Origin of the sequence: Flavobacterium petrolei (genome assembly GCF_003314435.2) — a bacterium.
Classification (GTDB): domain Bacteria; phylum Bacteroidota; class Bacteroidia; order Flavobacteriales; family Flavobacteriaceae; genus Flavobacterium; species Flavobacterium petrolei.
Genome location: NZ_QNVY02000003.1, coordinates 237,825 through 254,059, shown reverse-complemented (window position 1 = coordinate 254,059; position 16,235 = coordinate 237,825). Strand labels below are relative to the sequence as shown.

General features: G+C 35.3%; 12 protein-coding genes. 6 read left to right on the top strand and 6 right to left on the bottom strand.

All coding sequences use genetic code 11. The features are described from left to right. Positions 1-16 precede the first annotated feature (16 nt). The 3 genes from DR871_RS10545 (at position 17) to DR871_RS10535 (ending at position 2,932) form a co-directional block, all read left to right on the top strand. Positions 17-880, top strand: a complete 864-nt coding sequence (locus DR871_RS10545) for a hydroxymethylglutaryl-CoA lyase (RefSeq protein WP_113666254.1) — start codon at positions 17-19, stop codon at positions 878-880. Between the two features lie 109 nt (positions 881-989). Beyond that, a complete protein-coding gene (locus tag DR871_RS10540) occupies positions 990-1,541 on the top strand; it encodes a hypothetical protein (protein ID WP_113666253.1) in 552 nt (183 codons plus the stop codon). Then, positions 1,538-2,932: a DUF5723 family protein gene (locus tag DR871_RS10535; RefSeq protein ID WP_113666252.1), complete on the top strand. Its 1,395-nt coding sequence runs from the start codon at positions 1,538-1,540 to the stop codon at positions 2,930-2,932. The genes DR871_RS10540 and DR871_RS10535 overlap by 4 nt, the downstream gene beginning before the upstream one ends. 8 nt (positions 2,933-2,940) lie before the next feature. Here the strand turns inward: DR871_RS10535 and DR871_RS10530 are convergent, their stop codons facing one another. After that, positions 2,941-5,472 (bottom strand): cation-translocating P-type ATPase, encoded by a 2,532-nt coding sequence (locus DR871_RS10530; RefSeq protein ID WP_113666251.1) that lies wholly within the window; start codon positions 5,470-5,472, stop codon positions 2,941-2,943. 164 nt (positions 5,473-5,636) lie between these two features. On the opposite strand from DR871_RS10530, the gene guaB reads away from it, so the two are divergent. Continuing rightward, on the top strand, positions 5,637-7,109 hold the full coding sequence (gene guaB, locus DR871_RS10525; protein WP_091166690.1) for an IMP dehydrogenase: 1,473 nt from the start codon (positions 5,637-5,639) through the stop codon (positions 7,107-7,109). An 84-nt stretch (positions 7,110-7,193) separates the two neighbouring features. Here guaB and DR871_RS10520 read toward each other — a convergent pair whose 3' ends face one another. From DR871_RS10520 to DR871_RS10500, 5 genes are all read right to left on the bottom strand, one after another. Further along, positions 7,194-9,083 carry a monovalent cation:proton antiporter-2 (CPA2) family protein gene (locus DR871_RS10520; protein WP_113666250.1) on the bottom strand — a complete coding sequence of 630 codons (1,890 nt, stop codon included), beginning with the start codon at positions 9,081-9,083 and terminating at the stop codon, positions 7,194-7,196. A 1-nt stretch (position 9,084) separates the two neighbouring features. Next, positions 9,085-9,690 carry an NAD(P)H-dependent oxidoreductase gene (locus DR871_RS10515; protein WP_113666249.1) on the bottom strand — a complete coding sequence of 202 codons (606 nt, stop codon included), beginning with the start codon at positions 9,688-9,690 and terminating at the stop codon, positions 9,085-9,087. 288 nt (positions 9,691-9,978) lie between these two features. Beyond that, entirely contained in the window at positions 9,979-12,219 is a 2,241-nt protein-coding gene (locus tag DR871_RS10510; RefSeq protein WP_113666248.1) for a cation:proton antiporter, read from the bottom strand. A 183-nt stretch (positions 12,220-12,402) separates the two neighbouring features. Next, positions 12,403-13,749 carry an adenylosuccinate lyase gene (gene purB, locus DR871_RS10505; protein ID WP_113666247.1) on the bottom strand — a complete coding sequence of 449 codons (1,347 nt, stop codon included), beginning with the start codon at positions 13,747-13,749 and terminating at the stop codon, positions 12,403-12,405. A gap of 103 nt (positions 13,750-13,852) precedes the next feature. Next, entirely contained in the window at positions 13,853-14,548 is a 696-nt protein-coding gene (locus tag DR871_RS10500; protein ID WP_113666246.1) for an SIR2 family NAD-dependent protein deacylase, read from the bottom strand. Between the two features lie 319 nt (positions 14,549-14,867). On the opposite strand from DR871_RS10500, the gene DR871_RS10495 reads away from it, so the two are divergent. Continuing rightward, a complete protein-coding gene (locus tag DR871_RS10495; protein ID WP_113666245.1) occupies positions 14,868-15,530 on the top strand; it encodes a TrmH family RNA methyltransferase in 663 nt (220 codons plus the stop codon). Between the two features lie 77 nt (positions 15,531-15,607). Then, positions 15,608-16,207 carry a TetR/AcrR family transcriptional regulator gene (locus tag DR871_RS10490; protein WP_113666244.1) on the top strand — a complete coding sequence of 200 codons (600 nt, stop codon included), beginning with the start codon at positions 15,608-15,610 and terminating at the stop codon, positions 16,205-16,207. Positions 16,208-16,235 lie beyond the last annotated feature (28 nt).

Sequence of the window (16,235 nt, the reverse complement as noted above, 5' to 3'; positions counted from 1 at the left end):
GTATCTTTGGCTTCCTATGGAGCCAATAAAAATTATAGAATGTCCACGAGATGCCATGCAAGGCATCAAACCCTTTATTCCTACGGAAAAGAAAGTGGCTTATATTCAATCGTTATTGCGGGTAGGTTTTGACAGTATTGATTTTGGAAGTTTTGTCTCTCCAAAAGCAATTCCGCAAATGCAGGATACAGCTGAAGTTTTGGCACGACTTGATTTGTCTCAAACCCGTAGTAAACTTTTAGCGATTATTGCTAATACACAAGGGGCAACTTTGGCAGCAGTTCATCCTGAGATACAATATTTGGGTTTCCCTTTTTCGATTTCTGAGAATTTCCAAATGAGGAATACCCACAAAACTATAGCCGAATCATTAATTACCTTACAGGAAATTCTGGAAATTGCAGCTAAAAGCAACAAAGAAGTGGTGGCATATTTATCAATGGGTTTTGGTAATCCATATGGTGATCCCTGGAGCGTTGAAATAGTAGGAGAGTGGACGGAAAGATTGGCCATTATGGGAGTGAAAATCCTGTCACTTTCGGATACGGTGGGAAGTTCGACTCCTGATGTAATCTCGTATTTATTTTCGAATTTAATTCCAAAATATCCCGAAATTGAATTTGGTGCGCACCTTCATACCACACCTGATAAATGGTTTGAGAAAATTGATGCTGCGTACAAAGCAGGATGCCGTCGATACGATGGTGCTATTCAAGGTTTTGGTGGCTGTCCAATGGCGACTGATAATTTAACAGGTAATATGCCTACGGAGAAATTATTGTCTTATTTTACAGCACAAAAGGAATTTACAAATATGAGTCCAATGAGTTTTGAAAGCGCTTACAATGAAGCATCTAAGTTGTTTGGGGAATTTCATTAGAAATAAAATAAACAAAAATATAGTTGAACTCTTTACAATGTTGATACTAAGTGTAGTATTGATGCGTTGAGTAATAATATCCACTAAATTACCTTTAACTTATAAAATTATGAAACGACCTGCTTTAAATAGAGTTGTAGGCCTATTAATTCTTCTAGTATTTTCTTTTTCATGTGCAAGTGATTTAGATTATGATCAGGCGAATGATTTAAAATTGGAGCCTATTTTCGTAGCTAATTTAGTATATTTTGATGTTCCGGCAAATGAATTTGTTACAAATGGAGTAGAGCAAAGCGTGATTTTTGATACACCAACCGTTGATGTGTTCAATGATGATTTTTTTAGAGATAATTTGAAAAAAGTAGAGTTTTTCTTTGAAATGGAAAACACCATAAATAGAGCTTATTCAGTAGATTTAGTATTTTTAGACAATAATAATCAACGGGTTCATGCTACTAATTTTTCTGTTCCTGCATACACAGGCGCAGAAAATAAAGTTACCAAGACTGAAATATTCGAAAATGCCCAACTTGACTTATTAAAAAGAACTACAAAAATTGTTTTTACATTGACGATGTTGCCGGGTGCTACATTGAATGAGAATAGTTCAGGTAGATTAAAATTGCGTTCAGGTGTAACCGCTTATTTAGTAGTAGAATGAGAAAAATAATCTTGATTTTTGTTCTATTCCTGGCGATAGATTGCTTTTCACAAAACAAACAAATTTTATATAATTTTACTTCAGTTCCTCAGTCTTTGATGACTAATCCGGGTGCCGATTTCAAGTACAATTGGTATGCTGGAGTTCCTTTATTGTCTGGGATTTCTGCAAACGTAGGCTCAAGCGGGTTTTCGGCCTATGATTTATTTGCAGATAATGGAGTAGATTTTAATGTGAAATTACGCAATGCAGTATTTTCTTCCACCCGAAAAGATAAAGTAGCAATCAACGAACAAATAGAAATTTTTAACGGTGGTTTCAAAATAGCTGGAGAACAAAGTGATTCCTATATTTCGTTTGGAATGTATCAGGAATTCGATATGCTGAGTTATGTTCCTAAAGACATTGCCATTTTAGCTTTAGACGGAAATAGAAACTATTTGGGTAAAGTGTTTAATTTGGGCGATTTGAGTGCCAAAGCAGAAATGCTATCGGTATTTCATCTCGGATTTCATAAAAACATCACCGAAAAGTTTATTTTAGGAGTACGTGGAAAAATTTATTCGAGTATTTACAATGCTAATTCTACGAACAACTCCGGTTACATCTACACGATTTCTTCAGATACAGGAGTTTATGAACAGATGATTTATTCTCAATTGCAGCTTAACACCTCTGGTATTGCTCAATATGATGATCAAGATTATGAGCCAAATGTAGCCAAAGATATTACTAAAAGAGCTCTTCTCGGGGGTAATTTAGGTTTGGGATTTGATGCCGGTTTTACCTATTATCCAAAGAAAAACATACAAGTTACCGCCAGTATTATTGACGTAGGTTTCATTAAACACAGCAAAGAAGTGGAGAGTTTAACCTTTAAAGGAACTTACAAATACGAAGGTGTGATTCCAAATTTCAGTTCCGGAAATTCCGCAGGAGGCGGATATCAAGAATTTAAAGAAGCCATTCCTTTGGATACCTTGTACGCGGATTACACAACTTGGCGTCCGGCAAAATTCAATACTTCGGTTCAGTATTCCTTTGATGAAGAAAGACCAGAAGATTGTAATTGTCTTAATTATGATCCGGAAACGACTTATAAAAGTGCGGTTGGTGCCCAGTTATTTGTGATGTCTACGCCAAGAACGCCATTAGTAGCATTTACCACGTATTACCGAAGAAAAATATTCAAGGCATTGCAAATGAAAGCCACGTACACATTGGATTCGTATTCGTACAAGAATATAGGATTGGGATTATCCAGTCATTTTGGACCTGTGAATTTCTACGTTCTTGCCGATAATCTTTTAGAATACAGCGATGTTACCAAGGCAAATAGTCTTTCTTTTCAACTGGGACTGAATGTTATTTTTAAGAATACTAAAAAATAAATTGCTGTTTAAAATTGGAATTTTCTTCGTTTAAATCCTTTGTAAATTTCGATCCAAAGCACCGAAACAAGACCCACTAAAATACTTAATCCTATTTGGAATCCCGAAACCCTTTCGAACTGGAAAAAAGCAGCAAATAATGGTACAAATAATAACGAAGCTGTAATTAGAATGGTTACGCTGATGATCATCAAAACCAGATTATTTTTGTATTTTAATGTTGTAAATATCGAGTAATAGAAAGAACGATTCGTCAGCGTCAGAAAAATGTTAGATGAAATTAATGTTAGAAAAACTACTGTTCTCGTTGCGCTTTCCGAACAATTTGTAGCTACACAATATTGGTAAACAAACAAAAGTCCCGCTGTAATGACAAGTCCTTGAATTATACTGATGGTAACTTCTTTAAGTTTGAAAAAAGTATTGGTAAAAGGTCTGGGTTGTAACAGCATTAAATTACGTTCCATAGGTTCATTTTCATAAATTATAGAGCAGGTTGGTCCCATGATTATCTCCAGAAAGATGACATGAACCGGGGAAAAAATATTGGGGTAAATCCAGCCCAATGCCAATGGAATAAAGACAATCATGATGATTGGAATGTGGATGGAAATAATGTATTGGATGGCTTTTTTTAGATTATTATATATTTTTCTGCCCATTGCAATGGCGTCTATCATTTTAGAAAAATCATCGTCAATAAGAATCAGGTTGGCGGCTTCCTTGGCAATTTCGGTTCCCTTTTTTCCCATGGCAATTCCTATGTGCGCTGATTTTAAAGCAGGTCCGTCATTGACACCGTCACCAGTCATGGCAACAATTTGATTGTTGTCTTTTAATGCTTTTATAATTTTGAGTTTGGCCTCGGGAAACATTCTTGTAAAAATGGACGTTTCCATTACTTTTTCTCGAAGTGTAGCATCGTCCATGGCCATTAGTTCGTCTCCATTTAGCGTTTTATCCGCATTTCTGAAGCCAATTTGTTTGGCAATTGTAGCGGTTGTTTCTGCATTATCGCCCGTAACTATTTTGACTTGAATTCCGGCTTTATAAAAAGTTTCGAATACTGCTTTTATATTTGCTTTTGGAGGATCGTAAAACGCCACCAATCCTTTAAAAATAAAGGAGAATTCCTGTTGCTTTTTAGGATAATCAGTACCTGAAAATTCAGCTAAACCAACACCCAATACGCGATATCCTTGCAAAGCCATTTTTGTCATTGCAGAGAGAATTTGTTTTTTTTCGTTTTCAGTTACATTTGAAGTAGCAATCAATGCTTCGGGAGCGCCTTTGGCGGCAATATATCTCGTTCCATTTTTATTTTCGAAAACATGAGTCATCATCGGTGGTTTTCCATCCAATGGATATTCATGAACTAATTTAAAATTAGGGCGTTCATCTGCTATTTTTAACTTCGAATACGCTTCGTGTAATGCAATTTCCATCGCGTCAAATGGAATGGGTTCGCTGGCCCACATGGCGAGACTCAGTAATTCTATATCATGCTCATTATTATTATTATTATTATTATTATTAGTTTCATCACTGCTACTTCCTTTAATAGTATTATCAGATAACGTAAACCATTGCGCCAAACTCATTTTGTTCTCGGTGATTGTTCCCGTTTTGTCGGTACAAATTACGTTTGCACTCCCTAAGGTTTCAACCGTTTTTGTCTGTTTTACGATGATTCCCATTTTCATTAATCGCCAAGAACCCAAGGCCATAAATGTGGTGAATGCTACTGGAATCTCCTCAGGAATAATGCTCATAGCCAAAGTAAGCGCTTTCAACAGACTGTCTAAAACATTGTTTGAATTGTAATAATTGATAACCCAGACAAAAACAAAAATCACCAAGCCAACAAGAGACATTTTTTTGACAAAATTCCCCATTTGGATTTGCAACGGAGTTTTTTCTTCAACGATTGCCTCCAGACTTTTTCCTATTTTTCCTAGTTGGGTTTTGTTGCCAATAGCTGTTACTTCGCAAATTGCCAAACCACCAGTTACAATGGTTCCAAGAAATACGGTGTTATTTTCGGCAGTTTCATTTTTAAAAACAGCCATTGATTCCCCGGTAAGAATAGATTCGTTTACTGAAAAATCATTGGATTGAAGAATAACGCTATCGGCAGGAATAAAGGTGCCTTCTTCGGTTTGGATGAGGTCGCCAACAACAATTTCCTCGCTTAGAATTTCAGTGATTTCTCCATTGCGAATGACTTTACTTTTGGGTTGGGATAATTTTTTTAACGCTTCAATTGCCGTTCTGCTTTTGGATTCCTGATACAATGAAATGGTAGAAACCAACACAATTGCTACAACCATGAAAATTCCATTTCCGTAATCACCGGTAATAAAATAAATGCTTGTTGCAGTTAGTAATAATAGGAACATAGGTTCCAATACCATTTCGAACAGGGATTTCAAAAACTGATTTTTTTCCTGATTCACTATAGAGTTTGAACCATTTTTCGTTCTCGAAAGTAAAACGGCCTCATTTGAAAGTCCTTTTAATTCTTGTTGGGTTTCTGTCATAGCAAAATAAATTAAACGGATTTTCTGGGTTGGAAAGCAAGGGGTAATTTGGAACCAAAGAATTGACTTTGAACTGCAATTTAATTATTTATTGGAAAATGATAGCAATTTTTTGCTTAAAATTATCTATATTTGCACGCAATTAAACTCCAACTACAATTGCAATGATCGCACACAACTCTAAGATTATCGGTGAAGGATTAACTTACGATGATGTTCTATTAGTTCCTAACTACTCAAATGTGCTTCCTCGCGAAGTGAGTATTCAATCAAAATTTTCAAGAAATATAACGCTAAATGTTCCTATTGTATCCGCTGCTATGGATACCGTAACCGAAAGTGCTATGGCAATTGCTATGGCTCAAGAAGGAGGAATAGGCGTTTTGCATAAAAATATGACTATCGAGCAACAAGCTGCGAAAGTTAGAAAAGTAAAACGTGCAGAGTCTGGAATGATTATCGATCCGGTTACTTTGCCATTAACTTCTACGGTTGCTGATGCCAAAAACGCCATGAAAGAATTTGGTATTGGAGGTATTCCAATTGTAGATGAAAATCAAATACTAAAAGGAATCGTTACCAACAGAGATTTACGTTTCGAAAAAAATAGTTCAAGACCTATTGTTGAGGTAATGACCAGTGAAAACTTGGTTACTGTTGCTGAAGGTACTTCTCTGGAACAAGCAGAAGTAGTTTTGCAAGGCCATAAAATCGAAAAATTACCTGTTGTAAACGCAGCTTACAAATTAGTGGGTTTGATTACTTTTAGAGACATCACTAAATTAACCCAAAAACCAATTGCCAATAAGGATGTTTACGGTCGTTTGCGCGTTGCTGCAGCGATTGGTGTTACAGGTGACGCCGTTCAAAGAGCAGAAGCTTTGGTGAACGCTGGTGTTGATGCCATTATTATTGATACCGCTCACGGGCATACGCAAGGTGTTGTCAATGTATTAAAAGAAGTAAAAAGCAAATTTCCCCAAATAGATGTAATTGTAGGTAATATTGCAACTCCGGAAGCAGCTAAGTTTTTAGTTGAAAATGGAGCAGATGGTGTGAAAGTGGGAATCGGTCCAGGTTCTATTTGTACGACTCGTATTGTTGCTGGTGTTGGTTTCCCTCAATTTTCTGCTGTTCTTGAAGTGGCTGCAGCTATCAAAGGAACTGGAGTTCCAGTAATTGCTGATGGTGGAATTCGCTACACAGGTGATATCCCGAAAGCAATTGCTGCCGGTGCTGACTGTGTGATGCTAGGTTCATTATTAGCAGGAACAATGGAATCTCCTGGTGAAACTATCATTTTCGAAGGAAGAAAATTCAAATCGTATCGTGGAATGGGTTCTGTTGAAGCGATGCAGGAAGGTTCAAAAGACCGTTATTTCCAAGATGTTGAAGATGATGTGAAAAAACTGGTTCCAGAAGGAATTGTAGGTCGTGTTCCTTACAAAGGAGAATTGAACGAAAGTATGCAACAATTCATTGGTGGTCTTCGTGCCGGAATGGGATATTGTGGTTCAAAAGATGTTCCAACTTTACAGGAAACCGGGCGTTTTGTTCGCATAACAGCCAGCGGAATCAATGAAAGTCACCCTCATAATGTTACGATTACAAAAGAAGCTCCAAATTATTCAAGATAATTTTTAGTTTTTTAAAACAATAAAAAAGGCATAATTAATTCCGTTATCGGTTTTAATTATGCCTTTTTACTTTTGTAAAAGTTTTTAGTCTGAGGATTCCGAAAGGTTTTTCTTCAAATGCCCGCTGTCCCAACTGTGATTTGTTGCTGCCACTTGGGAATAAATATCGCTCTTCAGCAGTTGTTCCTGCAGTTCAATTTCTTCTTTGATGGTAATCATATAAGCCATTTTATCATGTCGTTTTTCGGCTAATTTTCGGGTGGTAATTTCATCGTATTTTATAAATTGTTGGCCTTGTCTGGTAGCAGTATATTTTCGATGACCTAATTCTACTAATGCATCAACACCCATATTAACCGCACTATATAAAGTTTCCCGGTAAATATGTTCGACTTTATGATCGATTAATTCATACGCATCGTTTCTATTTCGGGCACGAGTTAGAATTTTTAAGTTTGGAAAGTGCTTTTTCAAGGTTTCAATCACTTGTAAATTTACCGTTGGATTATCTATGGCAGCAATAAAAAGCTTTGCATTCTCACAACCAGCAGCTTTCAATAACTCTAATCGTGTTGCATCACCATAATACACTTTGAAACCCATTTTCCGCAATAAATCAATTCGATCAGAATCATAATCCAGAATGGTTGTTTTTACTTTATTGGCTCGTAATAAACGTCCAACTGTACTTCCAAAATGACCAAAACCAGCAATAATTACGGGACTATCCTCGTCTATAAAATCGTTATCTTTTTTGATTTCGGTTCCTTTTTCTTTAGTTCTTGAATTTGGATAAATTAACCGCTCATTTATTAAAAGTAAAAAAGGAGTTGCAACCATACTCATTGCGATTACTGCCATTATTTGATTGGCTAATATGTTAGGGACAATATTCAACTGCATACAAAAACTCATAATTACGAAGCCAAATTCTCCCGCTTGGCTTAAGCCAAAAGCAAACAATAAATTTTGATCGGTATTTTTTTTATGAAATCTACTTATTACAAACAAAACAGCGAATTTTACAAGGGTCAGGATGGCTCCAAAAGCAAAAATGAAAAGTGGATTTTCAATAATCAATTGGAAATTTATCGATGCGCCTACGCCAAGGAAAAATAAGCCTAAAAGTAATCCTTTGAATGGTGCGATATCGCCTTCTAATTCATGGCGAAATTCAGAGTTAGCCAATACGACTCCTGCCATAAAAGCCCCCAAAGCAGGACTTAAACCAACCAATTGCATGGAATAGGAAACGCCAACTACTAATAATAATGCTGAAGCGGTAAACAGTTCCTGCAAGCGTGTTCTTGCAATAATGTGCAATAATGGAACAAATAGAAAACGTCCCGCAAAATATATGGTAGAAATACTTCCTATAACAACTAATGTTTGCAGCCAACTGGAAAAGCCAGTGATTAAGGATTGTGGTGCATCATTTGTTGTTTCTATATTTACTGTTGACAAAAGCGGCAGAAAAGCTAAAATTGGGATAACAGCGATATCCTGAAAAAGTAAAACAGCAAAAGAGGAACGTCCCACAGACGTATTTGACAATCCTTTTTCCTTTAAAGTTTGTAATACAATAGCTGTAGAAGATAAAGCTAATGCCAATGCTATTGCTAATGCGGTTTCCCATTTCCAATCCATAAATAAAAGGGATCCCAGGAAAAGAATTAGCGTGGTGCCCGCGACTTGACCAGAACCCATTCCAATAATAAATTTTCGCATTTTCCAAAACTTGTTGGGTTCCAGTTCTAAGCCTATCAAAAACAGCATCATTACCACACCAAATTCAGCGAAATGCATAATATCCTGGCCTTCCTGTCCAATAAAACCAAGGACATAGGGGCCAATTACGATTCCCGCCAATAAGTAGCCCAAAATTGAACTCAATCCTAATTTTTTAGCAATTGGAACGCAAATTACGGCTGCTGACAAGTAAATGATTGCCTGTAATAAAAAATTGGTATCCATCTTATGTTAGTATTGTAGCAAACCACTCGTTCAAATAATGGTATTGCAAAATTTCATCCGTATCTAAATCATTATTTTCTAAATAGTCCAGAAAATAACCGTAAACCAATCCGTTTTTTTCATAATCCTCCTTAGTCATGTTGTGTGTACCATGTACCACAAAAGGCGGTAAATACTTCATATTACACACTTTTGCTGTTTGGTTAAACGGTTCTAATAATTCTAGAACAGTGTATCTGTCACTGCCTGTTTCGCAATAATTTTCTTTGTCACCACCAGTTGTAATTACCTGAAAAATAATTTTATCCTGTAATGCAGTACCTTTTTTACCATAAGCCCAGTTGTGTTCCAGTACCATGTCAATCCATTGTTTCATCAACGGCGGACAGCTGTACCAGTACATGGGATGATGCCAGATAATAATATTATGCTGACTCAACAATGTTTGTTCCCTTTTTACATCAATATCAAAATCCGGGTATTCCTCATATAAATCATGAAAAGTTATGTTTTCTGAAATGGGAATATTTTCCACTAAGGCTTTATTCGCTTGTGATTTCTCAAAAAGCGGATGGGAAAATAAGATTAAGATTTTATTTTTTGACATGAAAATTATTTTTGCTGTTTCTTTTTTGAGTTAATGCGTATTATCTATTTGATTTTTAGAATTGTATGGAATTTAAAAACATACTGAAAGATATAAAATATTGGTTAATTGTAATGCTATAATTTTTTCAGAAGCTATTTTTTATTTTTATTGTTAAAAAACAAAAAATCCTCTCAAAACAAAATCGTAACTTTTATTCTGACAGGATTTAATTATAAAGATATTTGGTAAGCAATTATTCCATCAAAATGGAATTATAATTATAATTTTAGAAACTTTATTTAGTGTCTAATTTTTGAAAAACGTGGTTAGTAATTTTTTACTTCCTACGACCCAAAGAATATCATTTTTTTCTAAAATCATATTGGACTCTGGATTCAAGATTCGTTTTCCACTTCTTTCAATTCCCACAATCAAACCATTTGTTTTTTCTCGTAATAATGAGTCGCGGATATTTTTACCAATAAATTCTTCTTCCTTAAGTTCTAATTGTTTTAAGATGATATCGGTATCAACAACTTTTTCCGGGATTTCTATTTCATTTTGATGCAAATATGATTTAAATTCCTTGACTTGGTTGTCTGTTCCAATGACGCAAATTTCATCCCCAGGAAATAAACGTTCGCTTTTATTAGGGATATTAATCATGATTTCTCCACGTTTGATAAAGGCGATATTAATACCTAGTTGCTCCCGAATACGCAACTCTTCTAAAGTTTTTCCAGCAATATTGGATGTTGGAGCAATATCAAAAGTGGTCATGTGACCGTCCCACGGTGTTAAATCGCTTCGGCTTCTAATGGCTTTTTTGATTTCTCGGGCATTAAGATTTTTTAGAAAGTGGTCTTCTATTTTATGGTATTGCGCGTTTAGTTTTTTTGGAAAAACAAAATAGATAACAACCGCTGCTATCAAAGCTATAAATGCAATTATTGGAGAGAAAAAGATATTCAATAAAAATCCAATATAGAAAAGAGTCAACACCATTCGCAACAAAATCATCATCAAAATGGGACCACGGTATTTACGTTCCTCTCTTAAAATGGCCACTTCTTTTACAGCAACGCGTCGTAAAGAAAGTGCCCATAAAAAAGGAGATATTATCACTAATGTAATTAATGCAGCGAATATATTTCCAAATTGTGAGTCTTTTACTAAAGGTAAAATGAATTTAGACGAAAGTAAAATAACAGCCACTATAATGACAGAATGAATAATTACTTGTGTCAGAAAAGCGCGAACGACTATCTGCCAGTTGCTAACCAATTTTATAGATTGCGCATTGGCACTGTAGCGTTCAATTTTTTTAATCCATTTTCGAGGTAATTTTTTCTCGAGATATTCAGAAAACGGAGTGGAGAATTTCACCATAAAAGGCGTGGTAAAAGTTGTTACTGCTGATACTGCTACTACAATAGGATATAGGAAATCACTCGTTACATTCAACGTCATTCCTAGAGTAGCAATGATAAAAGAGAATTCCCCAATTTGCGATAAACTCATTCCGGTTTGCACCGATTGTTTCAGTGGCTGTCCTGAAAGTAAAGCACCAATCGTAGAACTGATGGATTGTCCCAAAATCACCACAAAAGTCAAAATAGCGACAGGTAAAGCATATTCGTATAAGGTATCAGGGTTAATCAACATACCAACCGAGACGAAAAAAACAGCTCCAAAAAGATCTTTTACGGGTTTAACTAAATGTTCAATATGTTCTGCCTGAGTCGTTTCGGCAATGATAGAACCCATGATGAATGCGCCTAAAGCAGGAGAAAAACCGACATTGGCTGCTAAAATAACCATCATCAAACACAAAGCAAGTGAAATGATTAGCAGCATTTCGTCCGTCAAAAGATTCTTTGCTTTTTTAAGTAATGTTGGGATAAAAAAGATACCACCTACAAACCATATCGTCAAGAAAAAGATCAATTTTAGAACAGATAATAACAATTCACTTCCTGAAAACTGTTGGCTCACAGCAATTGTTGATAGTAAAACCATCATTAAAATGGCAACTAAATCCTGGACAATAAGCGAGCCAATAACGATTCCAGCAAATTTTTGGGTTTTTACTCCGAGTTCGTCAAAGGTTTTCAGGATAATAGTAGTAGAAGAAATAGAAAGGATTACTCCTAAAAATATGCTGTCCATAGGTTTCCAGCCAATCCATTGACCTACTAAATAACCGATGGAAACCATTGCAAGAATTTGGGTTATAGCGGTAATTGATGCTGTTCCGCCCACTTTCATCAGTTTTTTAAAACTGAATTCCAGTCCTAAACTGAACAATAAAAAGATTACTCCAATTTCTGCCCAAACTTCTACGCTTTTAATGTCTTTTATGGAAGGGAAAAAATCAAAATGGTTTCCAGCCAAAAATCCAGCTATTAAATAACCGAGAACTAAAGGTTGTTTGATTTTTTTAAATAACAAAACGGCCACCGCGGCGGTCATTAGGATTAATCCTAAATCACTGATTAAAGGTTGTAAATGGTGTGAGGCGTTTGCTACTGTTTCTGCGGCATCCATAGGCGTATATTTGTTTTTTAAGGTTTTGTGTATGTTGGTAAGATATAAAAAAACTTTAATTTTGAAAGTATAATTAATGCTTAAAACAGCTTTTTATGATTTTTTTAGCAACAAAAATCCCGTTGAAAAGAATTTAGTGTTCCTTTTCAACGGGATTTTATAAAATCAAATAATTTTGTTAAACTATATTCCTAAGAAATTGCTTGGAGTGATTTGCATCAATTCCGCTTTGATTGCATCCGAAACATCTAGGGTTGCAATAAAACCATGAATTGCGTTTTTATCAATCGCTTCATTGGTTCTGGTCAATCCTTTCAACGCTTCATACGGATTAGGATATCCTTCACGACGTAAAATGGTTTGAATTGCTTCAGCAACAACGGCCCAGTTTTTTTCTAAATCTTCGTGAAATTTTGGTTCGTTCAATAACAATTTGTTCAATCCTTTCAAAGTAGCTTCAAAAGCAATTAACGTATGTCCCATTGGTACACCAATATTTCTCAAAACCGTACTATCTGTTAAATCACGTTGTAATCTTGACAAAGGTAATTTAGCCGAAAGATGTTCAAAAATTGCATTGGCAATTCCTAAATTTCCTTCTGAGTTTTCAAAATCAATAGGGTTTACTTTGTGTGGCATTGCCGAAGATCCTATTTCTCCCGCTTTGATTTTTTGTTTGAAATATTCCATTGAAACGTACGTCCAAATATCTCGGTCTAAATCAATGATGATGGTATTTATTCTTTTTAATGCATCAAAAAATGCAGCGAAATGATCGTAATGTTCAATTTGTGTAGTAGGGAAGGAGTGGTGTAAACCAAGGTTTTCCTCTACAAATTTTCCTCCGAATTTTCTCCAGTCAATTTGTGGATACGCCACGTGATGCGCGTTGTAATTTCCGGTTGCACCACCAAATTTAGCCGCAAAGGGAACATTAAACAACAAACGCATTTGCTCTTCTAGACGCTCTACAAAAACACCAATTTCTTTACCCAAACGCGTTGGAGAAGCAGGTTGTCCATGCGTACGCGCAAGCATTGGAATAGCCGCCCATTCGATACTTAAATCTTTCAATTTTGAAGTCAAAGTAATCAATGAAGGCATGTATACTTTCTCGAAAGCTTCTTTTGTCGAAAGCGGAATCGCCGTGTTATTAATATCTTGAGATGTCAATCCAAAGTGGATAAACTCTTTATATTGGGATAAGCCTAGTTTTTCAAAAGCATCTTTGATGAAGTATTCCACCGCTTTTACATCATGGTTGGTTACTTTTTCGGTCTCTTTGATCCAAAGCGCATCTTCAGTTGAGAAGTTTTTATAAATGTTGCGTAAACTTTCAAATACATCGGGGTTTACGGTTGTAAGTTGTGGCAAAGGCACTTCGCACAAAGCAATGAAATATTCAATTTCAACCAATACGCGGTATTTGATTAAGGCTTCTTCAGAGAAAAATGGAGCCAGAGAAATAGTCTTGTTTCTATATCTTCCGTCGATTGGCGATATAGCATTCAATTCGTTTAAAGTAGTCATTGTATAGTTGTTTGTTCGAAAGGCACAAAAATAGTTATAAGTTATAAGTTATGGAGTATAAGTTTATATTTTTATTGCAATTATAATTGATTTTTTGCCATTGTCATTGCAATTGATTGAGCAATTTTTCTTTCATAAAAGCAACACCTTTTGAAGCCACTTCAGGAATGACTTCTAATGGATTTCTTAGATTTGGGATTTTTATCGGCTTTGGATCAATATAAAAAATAGGTGTTTCCCGACTCGTAAAATCGATTAATCCTGCCGCAGGATACACCTGTAAGGATGTCCCAATCACCGCAAAATAATCCGCACTTTGAGTAAGTGTTATGGCTTCATCAAGCGCAGGAACTTCCTCGCCAAACCAAACAATATGCGGGCGTAATTGATTTTTAGAGTCATCGAAATCGCCAAAATTTAAATCGTCCTGCCAATCCAGAATGTAATTTGGATTTTTCGTGCTTCTCACTTTTAATAATTCGCCATGCAAATGCAACACATTAGTGCTACCAGCGCGTTCGTGTAAGTCATCTACGTTTTGAGTAATTATATACACCTCAAATTCATTCTCTAATTCAGCCAGAATCTGATGACCCAAATTAGGTGTTACTTCTTTGAGTTGTTTTCGCCTTTGATTATAAAAATCCAGCACCAAAGCGGGGTTTTTATGCCAGCCTTCTGGCGTGGCGACATCATTGACGTTATGACCTTCCCAAAGTCCGTCACTGTCACGAAAAGTTTTGATTCCACTTTCGGCACTGATTCCTGCTCCAGTTAAGACTACTAATTTCTTTTTCATTTAATGGAATTTTTTTAAGGGTTTAAGTTTCTTAGAACATAAAATTTATTTTAAAGCATTGTGAAAAAAATAAACATATAAGTCATATAAGTTCAAATAAGTAAATAAAATAGGTTTATATGAACTTAAGCAATGTGCTTGAAATAATGGCGTATAAGTTTTTAGAGCAACTTTAGTCATCATTGAGGTTTTGATATTTTAAAATAAGACAATATATCGATTCAATTACTTATGTGTCTTATATGTTTATTTTTATAGGATATGCTCTTAGCTTATAAAGCTAGTCTTTTTTACTATTTTTGCAAAAAAATAATCCCCAATGATTGATTTAGAGTATCTCGCCTTTCTTGAAAATATACTGACTGATAACCGAAAAGAAAAATTTCAGAAAGTATTGGAAAACAGAACAAAGCATTTTACGATTGCTGTCGAAGATATTTTTCAAATGCACAATACGAGTGCAGTAATGCGCAGCTGCGAGATTTTTGGAATTCAGGAATTGAACGTAATCGAGCAACGCTACGGAAAAAGTATCGATAAGGAAATTGCGATGGGTGCCCAAAAATGGGTCGACATCAATACCTTCGATAGTATTACGAATTGTCTGGATACGTTAAAAAGTAAAGGCTACCAAATCATTGCTACCACGCCACATGAGAATGATTGTTTGATGGAAGATTTTGATATCTCAAAACCCAGTGCTTTGTTTTTTGGAACAGAAAGAGACGGATTATCAGAAGAAATTTTGAAACGTGCCGATGGTTTTCTTAAAATCCCGATGGTAGGTTTCACTGAAAGTCTGAATATCTCCGTTTCCGCGGCAATCATTATTCAAAACTTGACGAATCGATTGCGCAATTCAAACATTGATTGGCATTTGTCCGAAAATGAAATCTTAGAAAAGCGTTTGGCTTGGGCCAAAAATTCCATAAAAGACATCAAGCGAATTGAAGAACGGTATTTTGCTGAAAACGTGAAATAGTTTTTTATAATGTTATAGTAATGTTATTTATTTTAGATAATAACATACCAATTGTAATGTTTTAGTAAATTTGTAGTATGAAACAAGAAATTAAATCGGAGTTGACCAGACAATTAATTATCGATAAAGCATTTGTATTGTTTTATAAAAATGGCTTTCACGCTATTAGTGTTGATAAGGTGATGAAAGAGACAAAACTTACGAAAGGCGCTTTTTACCATCATTTTAAAGATAAAAAAGAGTTAGGTCTTGCGGTTATAAGTGATAGGATTCAGAGTAGAGTTTATGACAATATGATTCTTCCTTTGCTAGAAGTAGGAGATCCATTTTCGATTTTGAAAACTGTTTTTTGCGAGCGAATTAAAAATTTTTCAATTGAAGAGAAACAATCTGGTTGTCCAATTAATAATCTCATCAATGAAATTTCGGATAGTGAAGTAGCGTATCAATTGGCATTAAAAAAAATTATTGAAGAATGGAAATTGGCACTAATTCAGCTATTAGAAAAAGCAAAGACAAATAACTTGATTGCTAGTGAGGTAAATACTTCTTCTGTCGCAGTTTTTTTAATCAGTGCATTTGAAGGCGTTAGAGGAATTCGAAAATTGTACAATAATGATGTTGTTTTAGAGGATTATCTTTTAGCAGTAGAGCGCTATATAGATCTTTTAAGATAATTTTTTTAATCAAAAACATACTATTAGG

Coding starts and splice junctions, on each gene's coding strand:
- DR871_RS10520 (WP_113666250.1), bottom strand. CDS start 9,083: ATGGATACCAATTTTTTATTACAGGCAATCATTTACTTGTCAGCAGCC.
- DR871_RS10535 (WP_113666252.1), top strand. CDS start 1,538: ATGAGAAAAATAATCTTGATTTTTGTTCTATTCCTGGCGATAGATTGC.
- DR871_RS10530 (WP_113666251.1), bottom strand. CDS start 5,472: ATGACAGAAACCCAACAAGAATTAAAAGGACTTTCAAATGAGGCCGTT.
- guaB (WP_091166690.1), top strand. CDS start 5,637: ATGATCGCACACAACTCTAAGATTATCGGTGAAGGATTAACTTACGAT.
- purB (WP_113666247.1), bottom strand. CDS start 13,749: ATGACTACTTTAAACGAATTGAATGCTATATCGCCAATCGACGGAAGA.
- DR871_RS10515 (WP_113666249.1), bottom strand. CDS start 9,690: ATGTCAAAAAATAAAATCTTAATCTTATTTTCCCATCCGCTTTTTGAG.
- DR871_RS10490 (WP_113666244.1), top strand. CDS start 15,608: ATGAAACAAGAAATTAAATCGGAGTTGACCAGACAATTAATTATCGAT.
- DR871_RS10510 (WP_113666248.1), bottom strand. CDS start 12,219: ATGGATGCCGCAGAAACAGTAGCAAACGCCTCACACCATTTACAACCT.
- DR871_RS10540 (WP_113666253.1), top strand. CDS start 990: ATGAAACGACCTGCTTTAAATAGAGTTGTAGGCCTATTAATTCTTCTA.
- DR871_RS10500 (WP_113666246.1), bottom strand. CDS start 14,548: ATGAAAAAGAAATTAGTAGTCTTAACTGGAGCAGGAATCAGTGCCGAA.
- DR871_RS10545 (WP_113666254.1), top strand. CDS start 17: ATGGAGCCAATAAAAATTATAGAATGTCCACGAGATGCCATGCAAGGC.
- DR871_RS10495 (WP_113666245.1), top strand. CDS start 14,868: ATGATTGATTTAGAGTATCTCGCCTTTCTTGAAAATATACTGACTGAT.